This is a genomic window from Streptomyces sp. NBC_00289, assembly GCF_041435115.1.
GTDB lineage: Bacteria > Actinomycetota > Actinomycetes > Streptomycetales > Streptomycetaceae > Streptomyces.
This window is the reverse complement of record NZ_CP108046.1, coordinates 3,020,098-3,032,227: the sequence shown is the minus strand read 5'-3', so window position 1 is coordinate 3,032,227 and position 12,130 is coordinate 3,020,098. Positions and strand designations below refer to the sequence as shown.

At 72.4% G+C, this 12,130-nt stretch carries 12 protein-coding genes; 7 read left to right on the top strand and 5 right to left on the bottom strand.

Going from position 1 to position 12,130, the window contains the following annotated elements:
• Window positions 1-24: 24 nt before the first annotated feature.
• Window positions 25-1,248 carry an arginine deiminase gene (locus OG985_RS13920; RefSeq protein WP_371668638.1) on the top strand — a complete coding sequence of 408 codons (1,224 nt, stop codon included), beginning with the start codon at window positions 25-27 and terminating at the stop codon, window positions 1,246-1,248.
• Window positions 1,249-1,371: 123 nt separating this feature from the next.
• Window positions 1,372-2,388: an ornithine carbamoyltransferase gene (gene argF, locus OG985_RS13915; protein ID WP_371668637.1), complete on the top strand. Its 1,017-nt coding sequence runs from the start codon at window positions 1,372-1,374 to the stop codon at window positions 2,386-2,388.
• A 9-nt stretch (window positions 2,389-2,397) separates the two neighbouring features.
• Here the strand turns inward: argF and OG985_RS13910 are convergent, their stop codons facing one another.
• Entirely contained in the window at window positions 2,398-2,850 is a 453-nt protein-coding gene (locus tag OG985_RS13910) for an ATP-binding protein (RefSeq protein ID WP_371668636.1), read from the bottom strand.
• 377 nt (window positions 2,851-3,227) lie between these two features.
• On the opposite strand from OG985_RS13910, the gene OG985_RS13905 reads away from it, so the two are divergent.
• Together OG985_RS13905 and OG985_RS13900 are read left to right on the top strand one after the other, a co-directional pair.
• Window positions 3,228-4,055, top strand: a complete 828-nt coding sequence (locus OG985_RS13905) for an enoyl-CoA hydratase family protein (RefSeq protein ID WP_371668635.1) — start codon at window positions 3,228-3,230, stop codon at window positions 4,053-4,055.
• Window positions 4,040-6,496: a bifunctional salicylyl-CoA 5-hydroxylase/oxidoreductase gene (locus OG985_RS13900; protein WP_371668634.1), complete on the top strand. Its 2,457-nt coding sequence runs from the start codon at window positions 4,040-4,042 to the stop codon at window positions 6,494-6,496. The genes OG985_RS13905 and OG985_RS13900 overlap by 16 nt, the downstream gene beginning before the upstream one ends.
• A gap of 20 nt (window positions 6,497-6,516) precedes the next feature.
• On the opposite strand, the gene OG985_RS13895 is transcribed toward OG985_RS13900, so the two are convergent.
• Both OG985_RS13895 and OG985_RS13890 read right to left on the bottom strand, forming a co-directional pair.
• On the bottom strand, window positions 6,517-7,329 hold the full coding sequence (locus OG985_RS13895) for a PaaX family transcriptional regulator C-terminal domain-containing protein (RefSeq protein ID WP_371668633.1): 813 nt from the start codon (window positions 7,327-7,329) through the stop codon (window positions 6,517-6,519).
• Window positions 7,330-7,344: 15 nt separating this feature from the next.
• Window positions 7,345-8,937: an AMP-binding protein gene (locus OG985_RS13890; protein WP_371668632.1), complete on the bottom strand. Its 1,593-nt coding sequence runs from the start codon at window positions 8,935-8,937 to the stop codon at window positions 7,345-7,347.
• 134 nt (window positions 8,938-9,071) lie between these two features.
• On the opposite strand from OG985_RS13890, the gene OG985_RS13885 reads away from it, so the two are divergent.
• Window positions 9,072-10,376, top strand: a complete 1,305-nt coding sequence (locus OG985_RS13885) for an acyl-CoA dehydrogenase family protein (protein ID WP_371668631.1) — start codon at window positions 9,072-9,074, stop codon at window positions 10,374-10,376.
• Complete coding sequence (locus OG985_RS13880; RefSeq protein WP_371668630.1) at window positions 10,373-10,771, top strand: RidA family protein; 399 nt, start codon at window positions 10,373-10,375, stop codon at window positions 10,769-10,771. Before OG985_RS13885 ends, OG985_RS13880 begins: the two co-directional genes overlap by 4 nt.
• A 24-nt stretch (window positions 10,772-10,795) precedes the next feature.
• Here the strand turns inward: OG985_RS13880 and OG985_RS13875 are convergent, their stop codons facing one another.
• Window positions 10,796-10,990 (bottom strand): DUF5999 family protein, encoded by a 195-nt coding sequence (locus OG985_RS13875; protein WP_371668629.1) that lies wholly within the window; start codon window positions 10,988-10,990, stop codon window positions 10,796-10,798.
• Between the two features lie 247 nt (window positions 10,991-11,237).
• On the opposite strand from OG985_RS13875, the gene OG985_RS13870 reads away from it, so the two are divergent.
• A complete protein-coding gene (locus OG985_RS13870) occupies window positions 11,238-11,672 on the top strand; it encodes a DUF6299 family protein (RefSeq protein WP_371674366.1) in 435 nt (144 codons plus the stop codon).
• A 171-nt stretch (window positions 11,673-11,843) separates the two neighbouring features.
• Here OG985_RS13870 and OG985_RS13865 read toward each other — a convergent pair whose 3' ends face one another.
• Window positions 11,844-11,993, bottom strand: coding sequence for a hypothetical protein (locus tag OG985_RS13865; RefSeq protein ID WP_371668628.1), 150 nt, complete (start codon window positions 11,991-11,993; stop codon window positions 11,844-11,846).
• Window positions 11,994-12,130: the final 137 nt, after the last annotated feature.

Genomic DNA, 12,130 nt, shown 5'->3' with positions numbered 1-12,130 from the left:
GGCATCGATGGTCAGGATGGAGACATGGGATTCCACGTCGACTCCGAGACCGGGCGGCTGCGCCGCGTCATCCTGCACCGGCCGGACCTCGAGCTCAAAAGGCTCACCCCCAGCAACAAGGACGCCCTGCTCTTCGACGACGTGCTGTGGGTGCGCCGGGCGCGCGCCGAGCACGACGGGTTCGCCGACGTGCTGCGCGACCGCGGGGTCGCCGTCCATCTCTTCGGCGACCTGCTCGCCGAGGCCATGGAGGTGCCGGCGGCCCGTTCGCTCGTCCTGGACCACGTCTTCGACGAGAAGGAGTACGGCCCCCTCGCCACCGACCACCTCAGGGCCGCGTTCGAGACCCTGCCCGCGGCGGAACTGGCCGAGGCCCTGATCGGCGGGATGACCAAGCGCGAGTTCCTGGGCGCGCACGCCGAGCCCACCTCCGTGCGCTTCCACGTCATGGACCTCGACGACTTCCTGCTCGACCCGCTCCCCAACCACCTCTTCACCCGCGACACCTCCGCCTGGATATACGACGGCGTCTCGATCAACGCGATGCGCTGGCCGGCCCGCCAGCGCGAGACCGTGCACTTCGAGGCGATCTACCGCCACCACCCGCTCTTCCGCGACCAGTCCTTCAACGTCTGGTCGGAGGGGCAGGCCGTCTACCCGTCGACCATCGAGGGCGGGGACGTGCTGGTCATCGGCAGCGGCGCGGTCCTCATCGGCATGAGCGAGCGCACGACCCCCCAGGCCGTCGAGATGCTCGCGCACAAGCTGTTCGCCGCGGGCTCCGCGCGGACGATCGTGGCCCTGGACATGCCCAAGCGGCGCGCCTTCATGCACCTCGACACCGTCATGACCATGGTCGACGGCGACACCTTCACCCAGTACGCGGGGCTCGGCATGCTGCGGTCGTACACCATCGAACCGGGCGTCGGCGACAAGGAACTGAAGGTCACCGACCACCCGCCGGAGCACATGCACCGCGCGATCGCCGCCGCGCTGGGACTGAACGAGATCCGCGTGCTGACCGCGACCCAGGACGTGCACGCGGCCGAGCGCGAGCAGTGGGACGACGGCTGCAACGTGCTGGCCGTGGAACCGGGTGTCGTGGTCGCCTACGAACGCAACGCCACCACCAACACCCACCTGCGCAAGCAGGGCATCGAGGTGATCGAGATCCCGGGCAGCGAGCTGGGGCGGGGCCGGGGTGGACCGCGCTGTATGAGCTGCCCGGTCGAACGGGACGCCGTATAGCCGCGCACGGCCGCGGCACGGCTGTGGGGCCGTGGAAAGGCGTCCCCGGTCGGGGTGTATAGAAATTCAGCTGGTCGTATAGACTTCCAGACGTCCTCGTCCCTGTACCTCTGGAGCGCCCCCATGGCGACTGTCCCGACCGCCCTCGCCGGCCGCCACTTCCTCAAGGAGCTGGACTTCACCGCGGAGGAGTTCCGCGGTCTGCTCGAGCTGGCCGCCGAGCTGAAGGCCGCCAAGAAGGCCGGGACCGAGACGCAGTACCTGCGGGGCAGGAACATCGCGCTGATCTTCGAGAAGACCTCCACCCGCACGCGCTGCGCGTTCGAGGTCGCCGCCGCCGACCAGGGTGCCTCGACGACCTACCTCGACCCCTCCGGCTCGCAGATAGGGCACAAGGAGTCCGTACGGGACACCGCACGGGTCCTCGGCCGCATGTTCGACGCGATCGAGTACCGCGGGGACAGTCAGGCCGCCGTCGAGGAGCTCGCGGCATACGCAGGTGTGCCCGTCTACAACGGTCTCACCGACGACTGGCACCCCACCCAGATGCTCGCCGACGTGCTCACCATGACCGAGCACGTCGACAAGGACATCGACACCGACGGTGTCGTCTTCGCGTACCTCGGCGACGCCCGCTTCAACATGGGCAACTCGTACCTGATCACCGGCGCGCTGCTGGGCATGGACGTGCGCATCGTGGCCCCCGAGGCCTACTGGCCGGCCGACGAGGTCGTCGCGAGGGCGCGCAAGCTGGCCGAGGACAGCGGGGCCGTCGTCACGCTCACCGAGTCGGTGGCGGAAGGTGTGCGCGACGCCGACTTCGTCGCCACCGACGTCTGGGTCTCCATGGGCGAGCCCAAGGCCGTCTGGGACGAGCGGATCAAGGCCCTCGGCCCGTACGCCGTGACGATGGACGTCCTGCGCGCCACCGGCAACCCGGACGTCAAGTTCCTGCACTGCCTGCCGGCCTTCCACGACCTCGGCACCAAGGTCGGCCGCGAGATCCACGAGAGCCACGGCCTCGACTCCCTGGAGGTGACCGACGAGGTCTTCGAGTCGGCCCACTCGGTCGTCTTCGACGAGGCGGAGAACCGGCTGCACACCATCAAGGCGATCCTGGTGGCGACCCTCGCCCGGTAGCGGCGCGGCTCACGCCGGACGTCGCTGCGGCGGGACCACCGGGAGGCGGAACCACACCGCCTTGCCGGAGTCGGTGGGGCGGTGCCCGCAGGACGAGCTGAGGGCGCGGATCAGCAGCAGGCCGCGACCGTGCTCCTGCCAGGGGTCGGGCTCCCCGCCCGCCGGGCGGGTGAGGTTCCCGGGCGGTGCCGGGTCCGTGTCGTGCACCTCCACCTGGCAGCCGGACGGCAGCAGCTCCACCACGAGCTCTATCGGCGCGTCACCGTGGGTGTGCTCGACGGCGTTGGCGACCAGTTCCGCCGTCAGAAGCTCCGCGGTGTCGCAGTCCGACCCGTGGTCCAGCTCGGCCAGCGCCGTCCGCACCAGGGCGCGCGCCACCGGCACGGCCGCGGCGGTGTGCGGCAGCGCGATGCGCCAGGAGGCGGAGGCGGAGGGGCGTTCGTGCAAGGCGGTTCCGTTCATGAGCAGGCTGTCCTGCTTTCAACCGTATGAATGGTACGGCGCCGTCCGACGGAGGCGCCGTGGGGGCCTTCGGCCCCGTTGCAGGCGGCATACCCGGATGAACGGCCCACCTCCCACGGATGCTCCCGGTGTTACCGGTCTATCGACGAGCCGTGACGGATGTGACGGGCCGCGATCACATCGGGACACCCTGCGGTCCCGTCCGCGCCCCGGTTCGCCCCCCGATGGTCTATCGCGTGGTCGTGACGACAGTCACGGACGAGTGATAACTTCGAAGGGTGGAGGCCGGTGAGCCCTCCGTGAGGCCGAGGGAACAAGGCAGCTCACCACCGCTCACCGAGGCAGTGCCCGCCACTCGCACGAGGAGGCCGCACGTCATGAGTCCCTTCGCCGGTTCCGCCGCCCGCACCCCACGCTGGCGACACCTGCGCCTCGACCTCGCCGACGGCGTCGCCACGGTCACCCTCGCCCGCCCCGACAAGCTCAACGCCCTCACCTTCGGCGCCTACGCCGACCTGCGCGACCTGCTCGCCGAGCTGTCACGCGAGAGGTCCGTCCGGGCCCTGGTGCTGGCCGGCGAGGGACGCGGCTTCTGCTCCGGCGGCGACGTGGACGAGATCATCGGCGCCACCCTCTCCATGGACACCGCTCAGCTCCTCGACTTCAACCGGATGACCGGGCAGGTGGTGCGGGCCGTACGGGAGTGCCCGTTCCCGGTGATCGCGGCTGTGCACGGGGTGGCGGCCGGCGCGGGCGCGGTCCTCGCCCTGGCCGCGGACTTCCGGGTCGCCGACCCCAGTGCCCGTTTCGCCTTCCTGTTCACCCGGGTCGGCCTGTCCGGCGGCGACATGGGCGCCGCCTACCTGCTGCCCCGGGTCGTCGGACTCGGCCACGCCACCCGGCTCCTGATGCTGGGCGAGCCGGTTCGCGCGCCCGAGGCCGAGCGGATCGGCCTGATCAGCGAACTGACGGACGAGGGCCGCGCCGACGAGCGCTCCCAGGAACTGGCCCGCCGCCTGGCCGAGGGGCCGGCCCTCGCCCACGCCCAGACCAAGGCCCTGCTCACCGCCGAACTGGACATGCCGCTCGCGGCCGCGGTCGAACTGGACGCCGCGACCCAGGCGCTGCTGATGAACGGCGAGGACTACGCCGAGTTCCACGCCGCCTTCACGGCGAAGCGACCGCCGAAATGGCGGGGGAGGTAGCCATGCGGGGCACCGCCGAGGGTGAGGGTGAGGGCCAGGCCGGGCGGCCCCCGTGCGTGAAAACCGGTGGCCGGAGCGGGCGGCCCCTGCGCGTGGCGGTCGTCGGCGGCGGCCCCGGTGGTCTGTACGCCGCCGCCCTCCTCAAACGCCTCGACCCCGCCCGCGAGATCACCGTCTGGGAGCGCAACGCGTCCGACGACACCTTCGGATTCGGCGTCGTGCTGTCCGACGAGACCCTCGGCGGCATCGAGCACGCCGACCCGGTGGTGTACGAGGCACTGCGGGCCGAGTTCGTGCGCTGGGACGACATCGACGTGGTGCACCGGGGTGTGCGCCACACCTCCGGCGGCCACGGCTTCGCCGCCCTCGGCCGACGGCGGCTCCTGGAGATCCTGCACGAGCGCTGCCGATCCCTGGGCGTCGAGCTGCGCTTCCGCTCCGAGGCGCCAGACCCGGCCCGGCTCGCGGAGTCCTACGACCTCGTCATCGCCGCCGACGGTGTGCACAGCGCCACCCGTGAGGCCTACGCCCATGTGTTCCGGCCCCATGTGGTCAGCCACCGCTGCCGCTACATCTGGCTGGCCGCGGACTTCGCCTTCGACGCCTTCCGCTTCGAGATCGCCGAGACCGAGTACGGCGTGATGCAGCTGCACGGCTATCCGTACGCCCGCCCGTCGCCCGAACACCACCCCGTGACGAGCCCCTCCGGGCCGCCGGGTCGCTCCGGCGCCTCGACCGTGATCATCGAGATGCGGGAGGAGGTGTGGCGCGCGGCCGGTTTCGGAGAACCGGAGGACGGGGCCCCGGGCGCGGGGGCTTCCGGCAGTACGCAGGACTCGGTCGAGCGCTGCGCCAAGATCTTCGCGGACGCGCTCGGCGGCCGGCCCCTGCGGGCCCACCGGTCGGCCTGGACCACCTTCCGCACGGTGGTCAACGAGCGCTGGTCGCACGGCAACGTCGTCCTGCTCGGCGACGCCGCCCACACCGCCCACTTCTCCATCGGCTCCGGCACCAAGCTCGCCGTCGAGGACGCCCTCGCCCTGGCCGCCTGCCTGGAGGAACAGCCCTCCCTGGAGGCCGCGGCGGCCGCCTACGAGGCCGAGCGGCGCCCGGTCGTCGCCTCCACCCAGCGGGCCGCCCGTGCCAGCCTGGAGTGGTTCGAGGACCTGGACCGGTACCTCGGCCGGCCGCCCCGCCAGTTCGCCTTCGACCTGCTCACCCGCAGCCGCCGTGTCACCCATGACAACCTGCGTCTGCGCGACCCGCACTTCACCGAGGCCGTGGAGCGGGAGTTCGGCTGCCCGCCCGGCACACCCCCGATGTTCACGCCGTTCCGGCTGCGCGACCTGACCCTGCGCAACCGGGTCGTGGTCTCCCCGATGGACATGTACTCGGCCGAGGACGGCCTCCCCGGCGACTTCCACCTCGTCCACCTCGGCGCACGGGCCCTCGGCGGCGCCGGACTCGTGATGACCGAGATGGTGTGCGTGAGCGCGGAGGGCCGGATCACCCCCGGCTGCACCGGCCTCTACACCGGCGGGCAGGCCCGTGCCTGGAAACGGATCACCGACTTCGTGCACACCCGGGCGCCGGGCACCGCGATCGGCGTGCAGCTCGGCCACAGCGGACGCAAGGGCTCGACCAAGCTGATGTGGGAGGGCATGGACGAGCCCCTCACGGAGGGTGCCTGGCCGCTCGTGGCCGCCTCCCCGATCCCGTACAGACCGGGCAGCCAGACCCCACGCGAGCTCTCCCGCGCCCAACTCACCGATCTGCGCGAACAGTTCACGGCGGCCGCCCGGCGGGCGGCGCTGGCCGGCTTCGACCTCCTCGAACTGCACTGCGCGCACGGCTACCTGCTCTCCGGCTTCCTCTCCCCGCTGACCAACCGGCGTACCGACGCCTACGGCGGCCCGCTCGCGCACCGCCTCCGCTTCCCCCTGGAGGTCTTCGACGCCGTGCGGGGCGTGTGGCCGCAGGAGAAACCCATGACGGTCCGCGTCTCCGCCACCGACTGGGCCGACGGCGGGACCACCGCCGAGGACGCCGTCGAGATCGCCCGGGCCTTCGCCGCGCACGGCGCCGACGCGATCGACGTGTCCACCGGGCAGGTCGTGGCCGAGGAACGCCCGGAGTTCGGGCGGTCGTACCAGGCGCCCTTCGCGGACCGTATCCGCCGGGCGACCGGCACACCGGTGATCACGGTCGGCGCGATCTCCTCCTGGGACGACGTCAACTCGCTGATCCTGGCCGGACGCGCGGACCTGTGCGCGCTCGGCCGCCCGCACCTCTACGACCCCCAGTGGACGCTGCACGCGGCGGCCGAACAAGGCTACGAGGGGCCGGGCGTCGTCTGGCCGATGCCGTACCGGGCGGGCAGCCGCCGGCCCCGGACAGGACGCACGGACGCCCCCAAACCCCGCCTGAAGCTGGGTACTTGAGGACATCGGGCAGGTGACGGTCAGGACCCCACGAAGGCCGCCCCCGCGTCCCGCAGCCGTTCGTGCAGCCCCCGGAACACGGCGGCCGAGCGGGCTCCCGGCCAGTCCTCGGGCAGCAGGTGGGCGGGCAGCCCGGGGTCGGTGTAGGGGAGGTGACGCCAGGAGTCCAGGGCGAGGAGGTAGTCGCGGTAGGCGTCCTCGGGCGGGGTGTCCGACCGCTGCTCCCAGTCGCGCAGCACGCGCGCGTGGCGGTCGAGGAACGCCTCGTGCTCCTTGGCGATCGCGGCCAGGTCCCACCAGCGGGCGACCGCCTCCCCGGTCGCCGCGAAGCCGAGGTGCTCGCCGCGGAAGAAGTCGACGTACGGGTCGAGCCGCAGCCGCTGGAGGGTGTGCCGGGTCTCCTCGTGCAGCCGGGCCGGGGCGATCCACACCCCGGGCGCCGCCGTGCCGAAGCCGAGCCCCGCGAGGCGCGAACGCAGCACGTGCCGCTTCTGGCGCTCGGACTCGGGCACGGAGAACACCGCGAGCACCCAGCCCTCGTCCTCGGGTGACGCCGTGGCGTAGACGCGCCGGTCGCCGTCCTCGAGCAACTGGCGGGCGTCCGGCGACAGTTCGTAGCCGGCCGCACCCTGCGCCGTACGAGCGGGCGCGAGCAGCCCGCGCCGCTTCAGCCGGGAGACCGACGAGCGGACGGAGGGCGCGTCCACACCGACCGCGGCCAGCAGTCGGATCAGCTCGGCGACGGGCACCGGGCCGGGCACGAAGCGGCCGTACGCGCCGTAGAGCGTGACGATGAGAGACCGTGGTGCATGCTGGTCGGACACGTTGATCATCTTAGGTCGTCGGCATCACTGCTGGTCACCATCGGTCCGCAACCTGAACCGCTGCAACTTGCCGGTCGCCGTGCGCGGCAGCGCGTCAAGGAACACGATCTCGCGGGGACACTTGTAGGGCGCCAGCTCCGCCTTCACGAAGGCGCGCAACGCCTCGGTGTCCCGCCGCGCGCCCTCCCGCAGCACCGCGAAGGCCACGACCACCTGCCCGCGCGCCTCGTCGGGCCGCCCCACCACCGCCGCCTCGACCACGTCCGGGTGGCGCAGCAGCGCCTCCTCGACCTCGGGCCCCGCGATGTTGTACCCGGCCGAGATGATCATGTCGTCGGCGCGGGCGACGTAGCGGAAGTAGCCGTCGCTCTCCCGGACATAGGTGTCTCCGGTGATGTTCCAGCCGTCTCGGACGTACCCGCGCTGCCGGGGATCGGCGAGGTACCGGCAGCCGACCGGACCGCGGACGGCGAGCAGCCCGGGCTCGCCGTCCGGTGCCGGTTCGCCGTTCCGGTCCTGCACGCGCGCGTCCCACCCGGGCACGGGAACCCCCGTCGTCCCGGGCCGGATGCGCTCGTCCGCCGCGGAGATGAAGATGTGCAGCAGTTCGGTGGCGCCGATGCCGTTGATGATGCGCAGTCCGGTCCGCTCGTGCCAGGCACGCCAGGTGGCGGCGGGCAGGTTCTCGCCGGCGGACACGCAGCGGCGCAGCGAGGAGGTGTCGTGGGCGTCCAGCTCGTCGAGCATCGCGCGGTAGGCCGTCGGCGCGGTGAACAGCACGGAGACCCGGTGCTCGGCGATCGCCGGCAACAACTGGCCGGGGCCGGCCTGTTCGAGGAGCAGGGCGCTGGCGCCGGCCCGCAGCGGGAAGATCACGAGCCCGCCGAGGCCGAAGGTGAAACCGAGCGGGGGGCTGCCGGCGAAGACGTCGTCCACATGGGGCGCGAGCACGTGTGCCGAGAAGGTGTCGGCGGTCGCCAGCACATCCCGGTGGAAGTGCATACAGCCCTTCGGGCGGCCGGTCGTGCCGGAGGTGAAGGCGATCAATGCCACGTCGTCGGCCGCGGTGGCCACGGCGGGGTACGGCGTGCCGGGCGCGGGGCGGCGGAGCAGGTCGTCGGGGGCGTCACCGCCGTACGTCGCGATCCGCAGCCCCGGTATCTCGGCCTTGGCGAGGTCGTCGACGGCCCGGACGTCGCACAGCGCGTGCCGTACCCGGGCGATCTCGCACATCGTGCTCAGTTCGTGCGGGCGCTGCTGGGCCAGCACGGTGACGGCGACCGCGCCCACCTTGAGCACCGCCAGCCAGCACGCCGCCAGCCACGGGGTCGTGGGGCCGCGCAGCAGCACCCGGTTGCCGGGTACGACGCCGAGGTCAACGGCGAGCAGGTGCGCGAGGCGGTCGACCCGGGCGCGGAGTGTGCCGTACGTCCATGTGGGGCCGGACGGGGTGTGGAACACCGGGCGGTCGTCGGGCGGGCCGTGGAGCAGTTCGGCGGCACAGTTCAGCCGGTCGGGGTAGCGCAGCTCCGGCAGGTCGAAGCGGAGCTCGGGCCACTGGTCCGGTGGCGGGAGGTGGTCGCGCGCGAAGGTGTCGACGTGGGCCGAGACGTTCATGGCGGTTCGCCCCCTTGCCTGGTGGGCGTCATGGTGGGCTCGCGCAAGCAGCGTATCGCGTTGGTGACGGACGTCAACGGTACGCGATATCGTCGGGGGAGTGGCCGTACCGCCACGGGGAGAGAGGACCGGCGATGCCCGCATTCTCGCTCGAACCGGAACAGATCGCCCGGCGTGCCCGGCTGCGCGCCCTGGCCGCGGACCGGCTGCGCCCCCTCGCGGAGAAAGGCGAACCGGGTCACGTCAACCGCCCACTGGTCGCCGAACTCGGCCGACTGGGCCTGCTGGCCCGCCTGTTCACCTCCGGCGCGGTCGACCTCTGTCTGCTGCGGGAGTCCCTCGCCCACACCTGCACCGAGGCCGAGACCGCCCTCGCCCTCCAGGGCCTGGGCGCCCATCCGGTGCACGCCCACGGCACCCCGGCCCAACGCGCCCGCTGGCTGCCCCGCGTGACGGACGGCACCGCGGTGGCGGCGTTCGCGCTGAGCGAGCCGGGAGCCGGATCGGACGCGGCGGCACTCGCGCTACGGGCGGAGGCGGAGAACACCAGGGGCGCAGGCGGCCCAGGCGCGGATGCCCCGCCCCCGGACGTCCTGTCGGACACCCCGCCGGATTCCCCATCCGATCGCTCATCGGGTGCCGTGGAGGACCCTCCCCGGGCAGCTGCTCCAGGGGCGGCTGCTCCCGGCACCGCTGCCCCGGCCGCCGAGCCCGACGGCCCGGCCCGCTGGCGGCTGACCGGCGAAAAGTGCTGGATCTCCAACGCCCCCGAGGCCGACTTCTACACCGTCTTCGCCCGTACGACCCAGGGTGCCGGCGCCCGAGGTGTGACCGCCTTCCTCCTGCCCGCCGACCGGCCGGGCCTGAGCGGCAGGGCGCTGGACATGCTCTCCCCGCACCCCATCGGCGCCCTCCACCTGGACGCCGTACCGGTGACGGCCGACGACGTCCTCGGAGAGGTCGACCGCGGCTTCCGGGTCGCGATGGGCACCCTCAACCTCTTCCGGCCCAGCGTCGGCGCCTTCGCGGTCGGCATGGCGCAGGCGGCGCTGGACGCGACCCTCGCGCACACCGCCGGGCGGGACGCGTTCGGGGGCAAGCTCAAGGACCAGCAGACCGTCGCGCACAAGGTCGCCGAGATGGCGCTGCGCACAGAGGCGGCCCGCCTCATGGTGTACGCGGCGGCGACGGCGTACGACGAGGGAGCCCCCGACGTCCCGAAGCGCGCCGCGATGGCGAAACTGCTGGCGACCGAGACCGCGCAGTACGTCGTCGACGCGGCCGTCCAACTGCACGGCGCCCGCGCCCTGCGCCGCGGCCACCTCCTCGAACACCTCTACCGCGAGGTACGCGCCCCACGCATCTACGAGGGAGCCAGCGAGGTCCAACGAGGCATCATCGCACGGGAGTTGTACGCGGAGCAGGAGGCACAGAAGTGACCGCCGAGCGGCTGAACCCACCCGAACTCGCGCCGCCCGCCGGCTTCTCCCACGCGGTCGTCGCCACCGGATCCCGCGTCGTGTTCCTGGCCGGCCAGACCGCCCTCGACGCCGCCGGCGAGGTGGTCGGCGAGACGCTGCCCCTGCAGTTCGAGCGGGCCCTCGTCAATCTCCTCACGGCCCTGCGAGCGGCCGACGGCACCCCCGCCGACCTCGCCCGGGTCACCGTCTACGCCACGGACGTCGCCGCCTACCGCCATCACGCTCCCGAACTCGGCCGTATCTGGCGCCGCTTGGCGGGACGGGACTATCCGGCCATGGCGGTCGTCGAGGTCGTACGCCTCTGGGACGAGCGGGCGATGATCGAACTCGACGGCTTCGCGGTGCTGCCGTAGCCCGCTCGCCGCAGCCGGGCTGGATCAGGCGGCGATCGTCAGTCGTTCGGCGGGCACCCGGTGCGGCGCGACGATCCGGCCGTCGGGCAGCAGCTCGCCGGTGTCGTCGAAGACGATCGCGCCGTTGCAGAGCAGGTTCCAGCCCTGCTCGGGGTGGGCGGCGACGACGTGCGGAGCGCTCGCGTCGGCTGCGGGGCACAAAGGCTGGTGGGCACACATGGCGCACCTCCACGTCGGTGGGAAAACCCGTACGGGTCTCCATGAAGAGACCATGCCCCCCGCACGAACTCACCGGAACCGTCTGCGGCCAAGCGTGACAACACGCGGACATGACGGGGACGGTTCCACGACGGCCGATGCGGACTCGCCACCGAAGGAGTGACGGTCACGGCCGCGGACCCATGGGCCAGGTACGAGTGGAAGCCCCATTTCCGTCCGACCGGGAGATCCCCCCATGACCCTGTCCATGGCCCTGCGCCCCGCCCTCAGTACCGCCACCGCCGTTGCCGCGCTGCTCCTGCTCGCCGCCGTGCCTTCGACCCCGGCGGCCTCGGCCCCGCTCGAGACGCTGACGGTCGCCAAGACCGGCACCATCGCTCCGGACGGCACCGTCACCCTCTCCGGCACCTACCGCTGCACCGACGCCACAGGCCCGGTGTTCGTGAGCACCGCCGTCGACCAGAGTTCCCCGACGGTCCGGCACGGCATCGGCGGCACCCGCGCGGTGTGCGACGGAGCCGAGCACAAGTGGGAGAACACGGGAATGTCCTCGCCGGACGCGCTCAAGCCGGGCGCGGCCCACGTCGAGGCCACCCTGATGGAACTGCGTCCCGAGGGCGGCCTGCCGCTCCCGTTCTTCCACGCGACCCAGCAGCAGGCGATCACGCTGACCAAGCCCTGACCCGCCGCGGCCGGGGCGCCGGAGGACCGGGACAGGCCTCCCGCCGGCGCCCCGGCCGGTCGCTTCGGACGCGGCTGGGCGGGACGTCGTACGAGAACGACCGTCCGCGAGCCGTCGCCCGGACTCCGTCGCCCGAGCCGGGGCCCGTCCTCAGATGTCCCGGAACTCCTCTTACTTCTCCATGTGCTCGCGCAAGGGGATGGCCACGTCGTCGGTCAGTTCGACCCACCGGTCCTTCGGGTCCTCGTCGTTCCCGCCCTTGGGGAGGCCGTATGCCAGGAGCGAGCCGTCGTGGACTACTTGCCGTTGTACGTGCACCATCGGACCGTCCGGGTGTGCCCGGTCGATTGTGCCGGGAGGGCGACAGTACCCGGCGTGCAGCCCGACTGTCTGCCGCCACCTGCGGCTTTGCCTCGGAAAGGGCCTCTGACCTGCGTCGGAGGCCCCTTCCGTTACGC